This window comes from Streptomyces sp. NPDC021224, assembly GCF_044332905.1.
Taxonomy (GTDB): domain Bacteria; phylum Actinomycetota; class Actinomycetes; order Streptomycetales; family Streptomycetaceae; genus Actinacidiphila.
Window position 1 is genome coordinate 91,144 of the sequence record NZ_JBIRPW010000012.1, and the last position, 16,798, is coordinate 107,941.

5 protein-coding genes and 1 pseudogene are annotated in these 16,798 nt (G+C 74.7%); 4 read left to right on the forward strand and 2 right to left on the reverse strand.

Features of this window, described 5'->3' with window-relative positions; all coding sequences use genetic code 11:
• Window positions 1–241 precede the first annotated feature (241 nt).
• The 4 genes and pseudogenes from ACH4PY_RS26560 to ACH4PY_RS26575 all read left to right on the forward strand — a co-directional run bounded on the left by ACH4PY_RS26560 (window position 242) and on the right by ACH4PY_RS26575 (window position 14,297).
• The gene (locus ACH4PY_RS26560; RefSeq protein WP_398187853.1) at window positions 242–2,578 is read left to right on the forward strand and encodes an SDR family NAD(P)-dependent oxidoreductase; all 2,337 of its coding nucleotides are present in this window, start codon (window positions 242–244) and stop codon (window positions 2,576–2,578) included.
• 46 nt (window positions 2,579–2,624) lie between these two features.
• A pseudogene (locus ACH4PY_RS26565) lies at window positions 2,625–10,778 on the forward strand (HAD-IIIC family phosphatase); the annotation flags it as partial.
• Window positions 10,771–13,167 carry a thioester reductase domain-containing protein gene (locus tag ACH4PY_RS26570; RefSeq protein ID WP_398187856.1) on the forward strand — a complete coding sequence of 799 codons (2,397 nt, stop codon included), beginning with the start codon at window positions 10,771–10,773 and terminating at the stop codon, window positions 13,165–13,167. The pseudogene ACH4PY_RS26565 and the gene ACH4PY_RS26570, both read left to right, overlap by 8 nt.
• Window positions 13,164–14,297 (forward strand): alpha/beta fold hydrolase, encoded by a 1,134-nt coding sequence (locus ACH4PY_RS26575; protein ID WP_398187859.1) that lies wholly within the window; start codon window positions 13,164–13,166, stop codon window positions 14,295–14,297. Before ACH4PY_RS26570 ends, ACH4PY_RS26575 begins: the two co-directional genes overlap by 4 nt.
• 95 nt (window positions 14,298–14,392) lie before the next feature.
• Here the strand turns inward: ACH4PY_RS26575 and ACH4PY_RS26580 are convergent, their stop codons facing one another.
• Both ACH4PY_RS26580 and ACH4PY_RS26585 read right to left on the reverse strand, forming a co-directional pair.
• Entirely contained in the window at window positions 14,393–15,106 is a 714-nt protein-coding gene (locus ACH4PY_RS26580) for a TetR/AcrR family transcriptional regulator (protein WP_398187862.1), read from the reverse strand.
• Window positions 15,103–16,701, reverse strand: a complete 1,599-nt coding sequence (locus tag ACH4PY_RS26585) for a DHA2 family efflux MFS transporter permease subunit (protein ID WP_398187865.1) — start codon at window positions 16,699–16,701, stop codon at window positions 15,103–15,105. The genes ACH4PY_RS26580 and ACH4PY_RS26585 overlap by 4 nt, the downstream gene beginning before the upstream one ends.
• Window positions 16,702–16,798 lie beyond the last annotated feature (97 nt).

Consider the following 16,798-nt stretch of genomic DNA (forward strand, 5'->3'; position numbering starts at 1 on the left):
GGCGTACTCGGCGGACCCCGCGTCCCCGGCTGAGCCCGCGTATCCGGTCGCCGCTGGCGACGCGCCCGTTCCGGCCCACCTGGTCGTACCCGGCCATTCGGGCGCCTCTGGGATCCCGGCCGACTCGGTTCACGCGGCCGACCCGGCGTACTCGGCGGACCCCGCGTCCCCGGCTGAGCCCGCGTATCCGGTCGCCGCTGGCGACGCGCCCGTTCCGGCCCACCTGGTCGTACCCGGCCACTTGGGCGCCTCTGGGATCCCGGCCGACTCCGGTCACGCGATCGACCCCGCGTACCCGGCCGCCGGTGACGCTACCGGCCCCGCTGCCCCGACCGACCTCGGCCACTCGCGAGCCCCCGGAAGCCCGGCCGACCCCGATCCCGACCCCTCGCCCGACGACGTGTCGCCCTGGTCCGGTGCCGGGGTCGTCGTCGAGGTCGGGGCGGACGTCACCGGTCTCGCCCCCGGCGAGCGCGTGTTCGGCGTCTTCCCGGGGGGCGAGGCCCCGGGGCGGTTCGTGGTGGCCGACCTCCGGGACGTGGTCCGCGTCCCGGAGGGGTGGAGCTTCGCGCAGGCCGCCGCAGCGGGGCCCGCGTTCCTCACCGCCTGGCACGCCCTCGCGGACCTGGCCCGTACCGGATCCGGCGACCAGGTGCTCGTGCACGGCGCCGGGACGGCCGTGGGCCTGGCCGCCGTGCAGGTCGCCCGGCACCTCGGCGCGGAGGTGTACGCCACCGCCCCGGCCGGGGCCCGCGACGCCCTGGGCAGCCTGGGGCTGGACGCGGGGCATCTGGCCGAGCCCGAGGCCGACGTCTTCCCCAAGACCCTCCCGGCCGGGTTCGACGTGGTCCTCGACCCGCTGGGCGGGGACACCGCCGAGGCGTCGGAGGCGCTCCTCGCCGCCGGGGGCCGCTACGTGGCCGTGGCCGGGCGGTACGAGGCGCCGGGCAGTGCCGCGTACCCGGAGTCGGCCCCCGCGTGTGCCGCGGACGCCGGGGCCGCCCGGCAGCGGGAGATCCTGGCCGAGCTGGCGGACCTGCTCGCCGGGGCCGTGCCGCCGCCCGTGCGGGCCGTGGACGTACGGGCCGCCGCCGGGGGCCGCGACCTGCCGACCGCGCCGCCCGCCACCGCGGCCGGTCCGGAGGCCGCGGAGGTCCTGACCTTCCCCCGGCCGCTCGACCCGGACGGCACGGTCGTCGTCACGGGCGCGAGCGGCACCCTGGCGCAGCACGTCGTACGCCGCCTGGTCGGCGCCCACGGCGTACGGCACCTGCTGCTGCTCAGCCGCAGCGGCGCCGGGCTGCCCGCGGACCTGGACGACGCGCAAGCGACGACCGGGCGGGCGGCCGGGCAGGTGACCGCGCAGGTGACCGCGCAGGCGGTGGCCTGCGACGTCGGCGACCGCGACGCGCTCGCCCGCGCCCTTGCCCACATCCCTTCCGCACACCCGCTGACCGCCGTCGTGCACACCGCGGGCGTCCTCGACGACGGCGTGCTGGAAGCCCTCACCCCCGAGCGGCTCGACGCCGTGCTGCGGCCGAAGGCGGACGCGGTCCGGCACCTGGACGAGCTGACCGCCGACGCCGACCTGGCGGCCTTCGTGGTCTTCTCCTCCGCGGCCGGTGTGCTCGGCACGCCCGGCCAGGCCAACTACGCGGCCGCCAACGCGTATCTGGACGCCTTCGCGGCCCGCAGGCACGCGGACGGACGGCCCGCGGTCTCCCTCGCCTGGGGCCTGTGGAGCGAGGCGAGCGGCATGACGTCCGGCCTCGGCGACGCCGACCGCGGCCGGATCGCCCGCAGCGGACTGCTGCCGACCGGCACCGACGAAGGACTCGCCGCCTTCGACCGGGCGCTGACGGCCGCCGTGCCGTTCCTCGTCCCGGCGCGCGTGGACACCGCGGCCCTGCGCACGCCCACCGCACCCGTCCTGCTGCGCGACCTCGCGCCCGCCCCCGCCCCCTCCCGGCGCACCGCCGCCGAGGCCGCCCCGGCGGCGCCCGAGCCGCTGCGCGACCGGTTGCTCCAACTGCCCGCCGAGCGGCGCCGCGAGACGCTGCTCGACATCCTGCGCGCGGAGGCGGCCGACGTGCTCGGCTACGGCGACCCGCGCCGCATATCCGCGGACGGCGCCTTCCGCGATCTCGGCTTCGACTCCCTCACCGCCGTCGAACTCCGCAACCGGGTCAGCGCCCGGACCGGCCTGCGGCTCAGCTCCACCGCGGTGTTCGACCACCCCAGCCCCGCCGCCCTGGTCGACCACCTGCTCGCCGGACTCGCCCCCCGCCCGGCCGAACAGGGCGCCGGTGAACCCACCTACGAGCAGGTCATGGCCGATCTCACCCGGCTCCGCGGCCACTTGACGGCACTCACCCTGACCGGCGCCCAGCGCACCGCCCTGGCCGAGACCGTCCGCAGCATGTCGGTGCCCTGGACGGCACCGGCCTCCCCGGCGCAGACCGAGGAGGAAGCGCCCGCCGACCTCGAATCCGCGAGCGCGGCGGAGGTCCTCGCCTTCGTCACGAACAGCCTCGGCATCTCCGTCTCCGGCGACGAACCGCCCACCGACCCGAGTTGAGAGTGAGTTCATGCCCACCGAAGCAGAGCTGCTGAAGTACCTCAAGGCGGTCTCCGAGGAACTGCACGCCACCCGCGGCCGGTTGCAGGAGCTGGAGACCCGCCGCGACGAGCCCGTGGCGATCGTCGGCATGGCCTGCCGGCTGCCCGGCGGCGTGTCCACCCCGGAGCAGTTGTGGGATCTCGTCGTGAAGGGGGAGGACGCCGTCGGCGACTTCCCCGACGACCGCGACTGGGACGTCGAGACGCTCTACGACCCCGAACCCGGCCGCGCGGGCGCCACCTACACCCGCTCCGGCGGCTTCCTGCGCGACGCGGCGGAATTCGACCCGGCGTTCTTCGGGATATCCCCCCGCGAGGCGCTCTCCATGGACCCGCAGCAGCGCCTCATGCTGGAGGCGTCCTGGGAGGCGCTGGAGAACGCCGGGATCAACCCCCAGACCCTCAAGGGCACGCGCGCCGGAGTCTTCGCCGGATCCTTCCACCACGACTACGACCCCGGGGGCGGCAGCGTCGGCAGCCTCGTCTCCGGCCGCGTCGCCTACACCCTGGGCCTCCAGGGCCCCGCCGTCACCGTGGACACGGCGTGCTCGTCCTCCCTGGTCGCGCTGCACCTGGCCGCCCGCGCGCTGCGCAGCGGCGAGTGCTCGCTCGCGCTGGCGGGCGGGGTGACGGTGATGTCGTCCCCGACGACCTTCGTGGAGTTCTCGCGGCAGCGGGGGCTGGCGCCGGACGGGCGGTGCAAGGCGTTCGCGGACGCGGCGGACGGTACGGGGTGGGCCGAGGGCGTCGGCGTGCTGGTGGTGGAGCGCTTGTCGGATGCGCGGCGCAACGGGCACCGGGTGCTGGCGCTGGTGCGGGGTTCGGCAGTGAACCAGGACGGTGCGTCCAACGGTCTGACGGCCCCCAACGGTCCGTCCCAACAGCGCGTCATCCGCGACGCGTTGACGGCCGCGGGGCTCGACACGGCCGACGTGGACGTGGTGGAGGCCCATGGCACCGGCACCGCGCTGGGCGACCCGATCGAGGCGCAGGCGCTGCTCGCGACATACGGCCAACAGCGCCCCGACGACAGCCCGTTGTGGCTGGGCTCGCTGAAGTCGAACATCGGGCACACACAGGCCGCGGCCGGAGCCGCGGGCATCATCAAGATGATCGAGGCGATGAGGCACGGCGTCCTGCCCCGGACCCTGCACATCGACGAGCCGTCGCACCATGTCGACTGGGACGAGGGCCAGGTGCGGCTGCTGACCGAGAACCGCCCCTGGCCGGAGGCGCATCGGCCCCGGCGCTCGGCGGTGTCCTCCTTCGGCTACAGCGGAACGAACGCCCACGTCATCCTCGAAGCGCCCCCCGTCCCCCCGGAATCGCCGGCCCCCGAACCCACCGGGGCCCTCCTGCCGTGGGTGCTGTCGGCGCGGACCGAGGACGGTGTACGGCGCCAGGCCGCGCGGCTGCTGGCGCATCTCGATGACGCTCCGGGGCTGGGGTTGCGGGATGTGGGGCTGACGCTCGCGTCGGGGCGGGCTCTGCTGGATCACCGGGCGGTTGTGCTGGGTGCGGACCGTGAGGCGTTGTCGTCGGCGTTGGCTGCGGTCGCTGCCGGTGAGGACACGCCGGACGCGGTGGTCGGCTCGGCGGCGGCTTCGACGGGTGTGGTGTGGGTGTTTCCGGGCCAGGGCTCGCAGTGGGCGGGTATGGCGCGGGAGTTGCTGGATTCGTCCGAGGTGTTTGCCGCGCGGATGGGTGAGTGTGCCACCGCGCTGGACGCTCTGACCGACTGGTCGTTGCTGGAGGTGGTGCGGGGGGACGGGGCTGAGCTGGAGCGGGTGGATGTGGTCCAGCCGGTGTTGTTCGCGGTGATGGTGTCGTTGGCGGCGGTGTGGGAGTCGCTGGGGGTCCGTCCGGCCGCCGTGGTGGGGCATTCCCAGGGGGAGATCGCGGCCGCGTGCGTCGCTGGGGCGCTGTCGCTGGAGGACGCGGCCAGGGTCGTTGCGTTGCGGTCGCGGGCGATCCGCTCGCTGGCCGGTCGTGGCGGCATGGTCTCGGTGCTGGCGCCTGCGGAACGAGTGGACGAGTGGGTGACGGACGGGCTTGCGGTGGCGGTGGTCAACGGGCCCGAGCAGATCGTGGTCTCGGGCGCCCCGGACGAACTCGACGCCTTCGTGAAGCGCTGCGAACAGGAGAACGTCCAGGCGCGGCGGATCGCCGTGGACTACGCCTCCCACTCACCCCAGGTCGAGGAACTGCACGCCCAACTTCTCGACGTACTCGACGGGATCGCGCCCCGCAGCTCCGACATCCCCCTGGTCTCCACCGTCACCGGCGAGGTCATCGACACCGCCACCATGGACGCGGAGTACTGGTTCACCAACCTACGCCAGGCCGTCCGCTTCGACCGGGCCCTCTCCACCCTGCTGGCGGCCGGCCACCGGACCTTCGTCGAGGTCAGCCCGCACCCCGTCCTCCTCGGCGCGGTCGCGCAAGGCGCCTCCGGGGCCGGGGTCACCGGTCTCACCGCGGTCGGCACCCTGCGCCGGGACGAGGGCGGCCGTGACCAACTCCTGCGTCACGCAGCCGAGTTGTTCACGGCCGGGGTCGCCGTCGACTGGTCGTCGTGGCTCTCCGGCGGCCGACTCGCCGACCTGCCCACGTACCCCTTCCAGCACCGGCGCTACTGGCAGGCCCCCGTATCCGGCACCGACGTGCGCTCCAACGGTCTCGACCCCGTGCGTCATCCGCTGCTCAGCGCCGCCGTGGACCTCGCGGGTACGGGCGAGGTCGTCCTGACCGGCCGGGTCTCCCGGGCCACGCATCCGTGGCTGGCCGACCACGCCGTGCACGGCACCGTCGTCCTGCCGGGCACCGCCTTCGTCGAACTCGCCCTGCACGCGGGCGACATGGCGGGCCACCCCGGTGTGCGCGACCTGACCCTGCACGCGCCGCTGTCGTTGCCCGAGCGCGGGGACGTCGATCTCCAGGTGCAGGTGGGCGCCGCCGACGGCACCGGGCGGCCGGTGGAGATCCACTCGCGGCGGCACGGCTCGGCGGAGTGGACCCTGCACGCCCGCGGGCTCCTCGTCGAGGGGTCCGCCCCGCTGTCGGAGGACGCCGGGAAGCTGCTCGGCGCCGCGTGGCCGCCCGCCGAAGCGCGTCCGCTCGACGTGGACGCGCACTACGAGGCCCTGGCCGCCGCCGGGTTGGAGTACGGCCCCGCCTTCCAGGGCCTGTCCGACCTGTGGCGCGCGGACGGCGCCGTACTCGCCCAGGCGGTCCTGCCGGGGCGGCAGGCCGAGGAGGCGACCGCGTTCGGCGTGCACCCCGCGCTGCTCGACGCCGCGCTCCAGGCGGCCGCCGCCGACCGGGCCGGCGGCCCCGACCGCGCCGACGACGCCGACCGTGCGGACGGCCGGACGCCGCTGCCCTTCTCCTTCGGCGCCGTCACCCTGCACGGCCGCGGCGCGGGCGGCATCCGGGTCCGCGTCACCGCGACCGGGCCCGACACCTACACGGTGGAGGCCGCGGACGCCTCCGGGGCGCCGGTCGTCCGCATCGACGACCTGCTCGTCCGCTCCGTGACGGCCGCCGACCTCGCCGTGCCGGAGAGCGGCGAACGGACGCTGCTGGCCCTGGAGTGGACCGCGGCCGACCTGCCGGACGGCCCGGAGGCACCGGAGGCACCGGAGGCACCGGAGCCGACGCTGCTGCGGGTTCCCGTACCCGCCGCGGACGCGGGCAGCGCGCCGGAGCGCGTCCGCCGCGTCCTGCACGAGACGCTGGACGGGCTGCGGGAGTGGCTGGCGCAGCCGCGGCCCGCCGGTGCCCGGCTGGCCGTCGTGACCACCCGGGCGGTCCTGACCGGCGCGGGGGAGGACGACGGCGCTTCGGTGGATCTCGCCCACGCCGCGGTGTGGGGCCTGGTACGGGCGGCCCGCGCGGAGAACCCGGGCCGTGTCGTCCTGATCGACACCGAGGGCGCCGAGGAAACCGGCGCCCCCGCCGCCGACGTACTGCTGGCCGCCGCCCGCTCGGGCGCCCCCGAACTGGCCCTGCGGGCGGGCCGTGTCCTCGTCCCGCGGCTGCGGCAGCGCTCCCCGCAGCCGTCCCGCACACCCCTCGACGCCTTCGGCGGCGGAACGGTGCTGATCACCGGGGGGACGGGCGGGATCGGCGCCCACGCGGCCCGGCACGCCGCCCGGCTCGGCGTCCGCCACCTGCTGCTGCTGTCCCGGCGCGGGCCCGACGCCGAGGGGGTGCCCGCCCTGCGCGCGGAACTGGCCGCGGCCGGTGCGGAGGTGACGGTCCTGGCCTGCGACGCGGCCGACCGCGGCCAGCTGGCGCAGGCGCTGCGGGCGATCCCCGAGGACCGTCCGCTGACCGCCGTCGTCCACTCCGCCGGAGTGCTGCGGGACGGCATCGTCGACTCCATCGACGCCGACGCCCTGGACGCCGTGCTGCGGCCCAAGGTGGACGCCGCGTGGAACCTGCACGAGCTGACGGCCGGTACGCCGCTGTCCGCCTTCGTCGTCTTCTCCTCCGCCGCCGGGGTCCTCGGCGCCGCCGGGCAGGCCGGTTACGCCGCCGCCAACGCGTTCCTCGACGCACTGGCGCAGGACCGCCGCCGTACCGGCGCCGCCGGGCTCTCCCTGGCCTGGGGGCTGTGGGCGGAGGCCACCGGGATGACCGGGCACCTCGCCGAGACGGACATCGAGCGGATCAACCGCGGCGGGATCACCGCCCTCGGCACCGAGCAGGGGCTCGCCCTGCTGGACGCCGCGCTCGCCGCGGACCCCGCGGCTGGCGGGGCCGACCAGGCCGTACTGGTGGCCGCGGCCCTCAACCGGCCGGTCCTGCGCGCGACCGACCCCGGCCTGCTGCCCCCGCTGCTGACGGGGCTGTACCCGCCGCGCGTGCGCGCCGCCCGCGGCCCGGCCGTCCGTACCGGGGGACCGGCCGTACCCGCCTCCCGCGAGGAGGTCGTGGCCCGGCTGCGCTACCGGTTCGCGGGCACGATGGGCTTCGGCACGGACGAACTCGACGTCACCGCGCCGCTGGTGGGGCAGGGCCTGGACTCGGTGATGGCGATGCAGATCCGCAGCCTCGTCGAGACCGACTTCGGCCAGACCCTGCCGATCGCGACCATGTTCAACGCGGCCACCGTCGAGACCGTCGCCGACGCCGTGCTCGCCGGGGCCGCCACCGCCGGAGGCAGCCCGGCCCCCGCCGACGGCACCGAACCGGCCACCGCCACCGCCGTCGCGGAGATCGCGCACTACCCCGCCACCCGGGACGTCGTACGGCTGCTGCGGACCGAGCGGAGCGACACCCCCGGCGCGACCCACCACGTCGGACTGGCCGTACGCCTCGCGGAGCCGACGACCCGGGACCGGCTGGCCGGGGCGCTCGACCGGCTGGCCGGGCGGCACGCGGCGCTGCGTACCGCCGTCGTCCCGGACGACGACGGCGGGCAGCGGCTGGAGGTGCACCGGGCCGCGGCGGACGACCTGCTGCGGTGGACCGAGTCGGCGGACGCCGTCGATCCGGCCGCGCGGCTGCACGCGCTGATGGAGCCGCTGTTCGACCTCACCCGCCCCTCCCTGTGGCGGTTCGAGCTGGTCACCGGCCCGGCGGGCGACCAGGTGCTGGTCTTCGGGGCGCACCACGCGGTCTCCGATCTGGCGTCGCTGATGCTCGTCGCGCACGAACTCGACGCCGAACTCGCCGGTCAGGCACCGCCCGCGGCCGTCACCAACCGGGACGTCGAACTGCTGCTGCGCTCCCAGCCGGCCGGGGCCGACGCCCCGCCCACCGCGGCCGACGCGCGGGCCGACTTCGCGGGCGCCCAGCGGCTCGACCTGGAACTGGGCCGGCCCCGCCCCGCCGAGCGGACCTACCGGTCGGCGACGCACCTGACGCATCTGCCGCCCGAGCTGGCCCGGCGGGTCGCGGACGCGGCCACCCGGCTGAGCGTGACGCCCGCCGCGTTCTGGCTCGGCGCGCTCACCGTGCACCTGGCGAGGCTGCGCGGCCGCGACCGCTTCGTGCTGGCGGTACCGGTGGACACCCGGATGCACGTGGGCGCGCTGGACGCGATCGGCTACTTCGGCCTGCCCATCCCGTTCGCCGCCCGGCTCGCGGCGGACGACACCGGCACCGACGTGCTGCGGCGCACCGACCAGGGGCTCAGCCGTCTGCTGGAACGGGGCATCAGCTTCTTCGACGCGATGCCGGCCATGGTCGCGGAGGGGCTGTACCGCAGGAACGCCCCGCTGGTCGAGGTGTACTTCAACTACATGCCGCCGCAGGCCGGGGCCGCCGGGAAGCTGTCGGTCCTGCCCGCCGGGACCGGCTGGTCCGACCTGGACCTGATGATCACGGTGATGCCGGGCCTGGACACGGTGGTGCTGGAGTACAGCACCGACATCCTCGACGAGGCGGCGTGCGCGGCCCTCGCCGAGGGGGTCCTCGCCGTCGCCGCGGAGATCGCCGACGACCCCGCCGTCCCCGCCGTCCTCCCCACCCCCGCGGCGGCCGAGCGGGAGACGGCGGTACGGGAGGAGGCCCCCGCCGCCGAGCCCCCCGGCGTGGTCGCGGTCGCGGCCACCTTCGCCCTCGGCAACCTCCCCGCCCTGGTCGGCGTCGCCCTGGAGGACGCCCTCGGCGGCGCCTTCGAGGTCGCCGAGGCCCCCTACCACCAGGTCCTCGCGAGCCTGCACGACCCGGGCAGCGTCCTGGCCGCGCCGGGCACCGCCGCCGCGCTCGTCCTGCTGCGCCCCGGCGACCTCGTCCGCTTCGCCCCCGGCGACGACGACCTGCCCGCCCAACTGGCCACGGAGTACCCGGCCGCGCTGCGCGCGCTCGCCGAGCGCACCCGCACCCCGGTCGTGGTGGCCTTCCTCCCCGAGCGGGCGCCCGACGAGCGGCTGCGCGGCTGGGAGGAGCAGGTGACGCGTGGGCTCGCCGAGCAGCCCGGGGTGGCCGTGCTGCCGTCCGGGTGCTGGGCCGACGAGTATCCGGACGGCGGCTTCGACGAGATCTTCGACGAGCGCACCGACCAGATGGCCCATCTGCCCTTCCAGGAGGAGTTCCAGGCCGTCGTCGCGCTGCGGCTGGCCGACGTGCTGGAGCAGGCCCGCCGCAAGGCGCCGAAGGTCATCGTGGTCGACGGCGACGAGACGCTGTGGAGCGGCGTCGCGGGGGAGGCGGGCCCGGAGAACGTCGATCTGACCGGGCCCCGCGCACTGCTCGCGCGGCGGCTGCTCCAGTGGCGCGCCGCCGGGGTGCTGCTCGCGCTCGTCTCGAACAACGACCAGGACACCGTGCACGCCGTCCTCGACCGGCCCGACAGCCTCCTGGGCCGCGAGCACTTCGCGGCGATCTCCGCCGCCTGGGAGCCCAAGTGGACCCGGATCACGCGGATCGCCGACCAGCTCAACCTGGGCGTCGACAGCTTCCTCTTCCTGGACGACAACCCGGTGGAGATCGCCGCCGTACGCGCCCAGCTCCCCGGGGTGCTCTGCCTGACCTGCCCGCCCGCCGACCGGCTCGCCGACTTCGTCACCCGGCTGTGGCCGATGGTGCCCCGCGCGGCGACCACCGAGGACGCCGCCCGCGCCGACTTCTACCAGCAGGAGCGGGTACGCGACGCCGCCCGTGCGGAGCTGGGCTTCGCGGAGTTCCTGGAGAACCTGCGGCTGGAGCTGGACATCGAACCGGTGTCCGCCGCGACGGCCGAACGCACCGTCCAGCTCAGCCGCCGCACCAACCAGTTCAACCTCCGGCCGCGCCCGCTGGACGACGCCGGGCTGGAACGGCTGCGGCGGGACGGCGAGGTGTGGACGGCGACCGCCCGCGACCGGTTCGGCGCCTACGGGCAGATCGGCGTCCTCGCCCTGCGCAAGGACGGCGAGGCGCTGGAGGTCACCGCCTGGATGATGAGCTGCCGCGTGCTCGGCCGGGGGGTGGAGGACCGGCTGCTGGCCTGGCTCGCCGACCGGGCCGAGGCGCTGGGCTGCACGGCGGTGCGCCTGGTCGCCGAGCACACACCGCGCAACATCCCGGCCCGGCGCCTTGTCTCCCGCCTGGGCGGCGGCGAGGTCGAGGCGCGGCGGCTGGAGACGGAGATGGCACCGGCACAACTCCGGGAGTTCCGTTCCTGGGGCCTCGGATCGGAATCAGCAGCGGAGGTCGGCAATGCATGAGCCGGACGGCGGCGCGAGCCGCGACAGCAGCGACACCCGGCGGGAGGCGGAGGCACAGGCCGAGGCGCTGGAACGGGGCGGCACGCGCCGCACCCAGGCGGCCGATCTGCTGGCCCGCTTCCGCAAGGCCGCGGCGCCGCCCGCACCGCGGCCGTCCCCCGGCGGTGCCCGGCCGCGCGGCGCCGAGCAGCTCGCGGCCTCCATCGCGGCCCTGGCCGCCCGCTTCCTGCCCGGCGAGACCGCCGACGTCGACACGGACCTGTTCGACGCCGGGCTGTCGTCCGTGGACGCCGTCGAACTCGTCTCGCTGATGGCGCGCGAGCTGGACGTCACGATGAGCCTGGACGACGTCTTCGCCGACGCCCGGCCCGCGCGCCTGGCCCGCCGGCACGCCCCGGACCGTACGGCGGAGCCGGACGGGACGGGCGCCGCGGACACCCTGCCCGCCGTACGGACGGGGGCCCTGCCCGCGGGCCCGGACACCTCACCGGGCACGTCGTCGGACGAGGGGGCCGGCAGCGAGGACCTGGAGATGATCCTCGCCGACCTCGCCCTCGCCGACCGGCTGCCGTTCAGCCGCCAGGCCGAGCGGATCGCCCCGCGGCTGATCCTGCTCACCGGCGCCACCGGCTTCCTCGGCAGCCACCTGCTGCTGGACCTGCTGCGGCGCGGCGACGCCGACGTGGTGTGCCTGGTCCGGGCCGAGGACGACGCGGCCGCCGAACGGCGGCTGGGCGAGGCGCTGGTGAGCTTCGGCCAGCCGTGGTCCGGCGAAGTCCGGCGCCGCGTACGGGCGTTCGCCGCGGATCTGCGCCAGCCCCGGCTCGGCCTCTCCCAGGAGCGCTGGGACCGGCTGGCCCACGAGGTCGACTCGGTCGTCAACGTGGCCGCCGCCGTGGACTTCCTGCGCGGCTACCCGTCCCTGCGGCAGACCAACGTCATCGGCCCGCTGCACCTGGCCGAACTGGCGATGGCGGTACGGTCCAAGCCGCTGCACCACATCTCGTCGGTGGCCGTCTTCAACGAGGTCGGCATCGCCACCATGGGCGAGGACGACCCGGTGGCGCACGTCGACCGGCTGTTCGCGGGCTACGACAAGTCCAAGTGGGCCGCCGAGGCGGCGCTGCGGCGGGCCCGCGAGCACGGGCTGACCGCCACCTTCATGCGGCCCGGCGCCATCGGCGGCCACACCCGTACCGGGGTGTACAACCCGCGCGACCTGAGCACCGGCCTGATCGGCGCCATCTCACGGTTCCGCACCGTCCCGGCGTTCCGCTTCATGAACCTGGCCCCGGTGGACTGGATCAGCAAGGTCGCCGCCGCGATCGTCTACGACCCGCAGGCGTGGGGCCGCAACTACAACCTGACCGGCCGCGCCGAGACGCTGCCGGAACTCGTCAAGGACATGAAGCTCGCCGGGATGAACGTCCGCCCGACCGGCTGGCGGGAGTGGCGCGAGGACCTGATGCGCCGGCACGAGAAGGAGCCGGTCCCCGAACTCGACTTCCTGGTACGGATCCTGGGCAGCCCCACCGCCGTCAAGCTCTTCGAGGCTCTGATGTTCGGCCCGGCGGCGGGGATGGACCGCACCGAGGAGTTCCTCGCCCGGCACCGGCTGCCGCTGCCCGAACGCTACGGCTCCGAGGCCCAGTTGAAGGCCTTCGAGCGGATGGCCGAGGACGGTGTGGCCCGGCTGCCCAGCCGCGAGGACCCGCCGTACCTGTCCTTCCGGGAGCGCACCCGGGGCCGCGTCGGCCCGGTCGGGCAGGAGCCGGACACCGAGTGCCGGACCGCGTTCACGCTGTCCGTCGCGAGCATGTACCAGGTGGTGCGGCACCGCAGGATCGACGTGCGTGGCGAGGTCGTCTGCGCGCGGCTGCACCCGAAGCCGCTGACCGTGCTGGACGGCGAGATCCTGGTCCGCCCCGACGAGGGCATCCCGCACCGGCACGGCAACGACCACCCGCTGCTGCGCTACCAGCTGACCCTCCAGGACGAGGACGGCGGCCGCTGGTGGCTGGAGGGCTGGAAAACCGCCCGCGCCCGGCACGACTTCTGGAAGCAGACCCGCACGGTCGAGGTCACCCTCGGGCGCGAGGGCGAACCCGCGAGCTTCGCCGGTGTCGTGCAGGTGCCCGGGAAGAGCTACGTGCCCGACCAGATCGACGGCATCCGCGTCGATCCGCGGCTGTCCTCCCAGGAACAGCGGCTGGCCAAGCTCACCTGGCTGTCCTGGTTCTTCCTCCAGGTCGGCATGGGTCTGGCGGAACCGTCGATGCGCGCCGCCGCCGAACTGCTGGACCTGCGGCGGGACGCCATCGACCGGGATCGCGACAAGCACCGGCGCAAGCTGCGCAAGCTGATGATCGAGAAGGAGCAGATCCGATGACGCCCAGGCCTCTTCAGCACGCCCTGTCCGCCCGGGTCGAGGACATCCCGTTCACCGCCTCCGACGGCACCCGGCTGGGACTGACCCGGGTCGTCGCCGACACCGCCGGTGACACCGCCGAACGCCCCGCGGTGCTCGTCCTGCACGGCCTGACCGCCTCCGCGGACATGTTCGTGCTGCCGGAGACCCGCAACCTGGTGGACGTCCTGCTGGACGCCGGGTACGAGCCATGGCTGCTGGACTGGCGCGGCAGCTGCCGGCTCCCGTACAACGAGGGCCGCACCCGCTACACCTTCGACGACGTCGCGCTCTACGACATCCCCGAGGCCGTTGCGCTGGTGCGGCAGCACACCGACGACCGCCCGCTGCTGGTCGTCGCGCACTGCATCGGCGCGCTGTGCCTGTCGCTGAGCATGGCGGCGGGCCTGGTGCCGGGCCTGGCCGGAGTGGTCGCGCAGGGCGTCTTCCTCACCCCCAAGATGTCCTGGAAGACCCGGGCCCGCCTGCACTTCGGCGGTGAGCTGCTGCGCTCGCGCTTCGCGCACATCCCGACCGACATCCGGAAGGTGGGGCTGCGCTCGAAGTACGCCCTGCTGTTCGCCGAGGTGTCCCTCGGCGCCGAGTGCAAGGACCCCAACTGCCAGATCCTGCACAACGATTCATGGGGCGTCGGCGGCTCGCTCTTCGTGCACGACAACCTCGACCCGCGCACCCACGACCGGCTCGCCGACCTGTACGGCACCGTCCCCATGTGGGTGCTGCCGCACCTGCGCAGCGTGGAGCTGGCGCACACCATGATGCGCCACAACGACAGCGACGACCGCTACGCGGCGCTGCCCAAGAACGCGCTCGACGACGCCGACCGCATCGAGGCGCCGCTGATGCTCGTCTCCGGGGACGACAACCGGTTCTGGTACGACTCCAACAAGGTGTGCCACGAGATCCTCACCACCCGGCACCCCCAACTGGACGTCCGCTACGTGGAGATCCCCGGCTACGGCCACCTCGACACGTTCATCGGCCGCAGCGCAGCCCTCGACGTCTTCGGGCACATCGTGGACTTCCTCGACGAGCACCGTCCGTCCGCCGACCGCAGCCCGGCGACCCGTCCCGACGCCGCGGTCCGCTGAGTCCGACGCCGAATCCGACGCCGAATCCGACGCCGCCCGGTGCCACCGGGCGGCGCCGACGGGGCTCGGAGACGTGGGTCCACCGGGCGGGGGCCTCAGGGTGCGATGCCGCGCAGGATCAGGTCGACCACCCGGTCCGACAGGCCCGCGTCGAGCGCGGCGCCCTGGCGGAAGGCGCCGCGGGTCATCATCGTCCCGGCGACGAAGTCGACGAGCAGCTCCAGGTCGTCGCCCAGCTCCGGGCGGACCGCCCCGATGGCGATCCCGTGCTCCAGCACGCGGCGCAGCGCCGCCCGGCGCCGGGCGATGACCGTGTCGTGGTACTTCCGCCACAGCACCGGGTTGTTCTGCATCTGCCCGAGCATGTTCCGCAGCATCGCCGAGTCGCGCTTGGCGAGCCCGCGGCGGCGCATCGACTCGACGGCCACGAACAGGTCGTCGCGGAAGCTCGCGCCGCGGAAGCCCAGCGGGCCGGTGAGGTCGCTGTCCGCGGGGACGTCGATCTGCGCGAGGACGTCGAGCAGCAGCGCGTCCTTGCCGGACCACCGCCGGTAGACGGTGGCCTTGCCGACGCCCGCCTCCCGTGCGATGCCCTCGACGGAGAGGTCCGCGAAGGTCGCCCCGTCGCCGATGAGCCGCAGCACGGTCTCGACGACCTTGCGGCCCACGGCCGCGTCCCGCGGCCGCCCGCGCGGCGCGGCGACCACGCCCTCGGGGTGCGGGGCCGCCGCCTGCGCGGTGTGCGGGGCTGAGCCGGTGTGCGGGCCTGGGCCGGTGTGCGGGCCCGGGCCCGCGGGTGGGCCGCTCACCGTTCGGCACCGGCCTTCGCCAGCTCCTCCGTGCCGCCGCCGCCGGCCGACGCGGGCGCGGCGGGCGGCTTGGGGGGCAGGAAGACCAGGACGACGAGCGCGCCGAACAGCGCGACGAGGCCGGAGGCCACGGCGGTGACGTGCATGGCGTGGATGAAGGCGTCGTGCGCGGGCTGGACGATCCCGGCCCCCTTCGTGCCCATGTGCTCTGCCGCGCCGAGCGTCGCCTCCACGGACTCGGCCGCCGAGTGCCGCTGCGCGGGCGGCAGGTCGCCGAGGTGGCCGTCGATGCCGTGCCGGTAGACGGTGGACATCAGCGAGCCGAGGACGGCGACCCCGAGCGCGCCGCCGACCTGCCGGAAGACGTTGTTGACGGCCGAGCCCGAGCCCGCCTTCTCCCGTGGCAGCGACGACATGATCATGACGGTGGCGGGCGGCATGACGTGCGCCATGGCCGTACCCATGACGAAGAACAGCACCTCCAGCACCCAGATCGGGGTGTCCACGTCCATCAGCAGGAAGCCGATGAAGGCGAGCCCGGTGAGGGCCATGCCGACCGCGCACACCGCGCGGGCGCCGAACCTGTCGACCAGCAGCCGGGCGCGCGGCGCGAAGATCATCTGCGCGGCGGCGAGCGGGAGCAGCAGCAGGCCGGACTGGAGGGCGCTGTACCCGCGGACGGACTGGTTGTAGAAGACCACGAAGAACGTCACGCCCATGAGGGCGAAGAAGACCAGCCCGATCGCGGTGACGGACGCGGAGAACTGCCGCTTGGTGAAGTACGAGATGTCCAGCGCCGGGTGGTCGATGCGGCGCTCGTAGAGCACGAACGCGACGAGGACCAGCAGGCCGCCGCCGGAGGTCAGCCACACCTCGGGGTCGGTGAAGTCCCCGAGCTGGCCGCCCTTGATGATGCCGTAGATCAGCAGGACCAGACCGGCCATGGACAGGATGACGCCGACCGGGTCCACCCGGCCGGGCCGCGGGTCCTTGGAGTCGGGGACGAGCACGAACATCGCGATCAGGCCCGCGATCACGATCGGCACGTTGACCAGGAAGACCGAGCCCCACCAGAAGTGCTGGAGCAGCAGCCCGCCGGTGATCGGCCCGATCGCGATGGCCAGGCCCACCACACCGGACCATATGCCGATGGCCTTCGGCTGCTCCTCGCGCTCGAAGACGTTCATGATGATGGCGAGGGTGGCGGGCATGATGAAGGCGCCGCCGAAGCCCATCACCCCGCGGTAGGCGATGAGTTCGCCCGCGGACCCGGCGGTCGCGGACAGCGCCGACCCGGCGCCGAAGACGAGCATGCCGAACAGCAGCACCTTCTTGCGCCCGATGCGGTCGCCCAGCAGCCCCGCCGTGAACAGCAGCCCGGCGAAGACCAGCGTGTAGGAGTTGATGGCCCATTCGAGCTGGCTCTGCTTGGCGCCGAGACCGGTGGGCTTGGGCTGGGCGATGGTCTTCATCGCCACGTTGAGGATCGAGTTGTCCAGTACCACGACGAGCAGGCTGAACAGCAGAACGGTGAGGATCGCCCAGCGGCGGCGGTGTATCGCCTCGGGCACGGCGGGAGTTGCGTTGGCGGCCATGCCGCCAGGGTAGATCCGCATTACGATACGGCCCCGTCCCGTATCGCAAAGTCCCGGCAAAACGTGGCCCGTGAGGAGTGGTTGCCGACCGGCGCGG

Coding starts and splice junctions, on each gene's coding strand:
- ACH4PY_RS26570 (WP_398187856.1), top strand. CDS start 10,771: ATGCATGAGCCGGACGGCGGCGCGAGCCGCGACAGCAGCGACACCCGG.
- ACH4PY_RS26575 (WP_398187859.1), top strand. CDS start 13,164: ATGACGCCCAGGCCTCTTCAGCACGCCCTGTCCGCCCGGGTCGAGGAC.
- ACH4PY_RS26585 (WP_398187865.1), bottom strand. CDS start 16,701: ATGGCCGCCAACGCAACTCCCGCCGTGCCCGAGGCGATACACCGCCGC.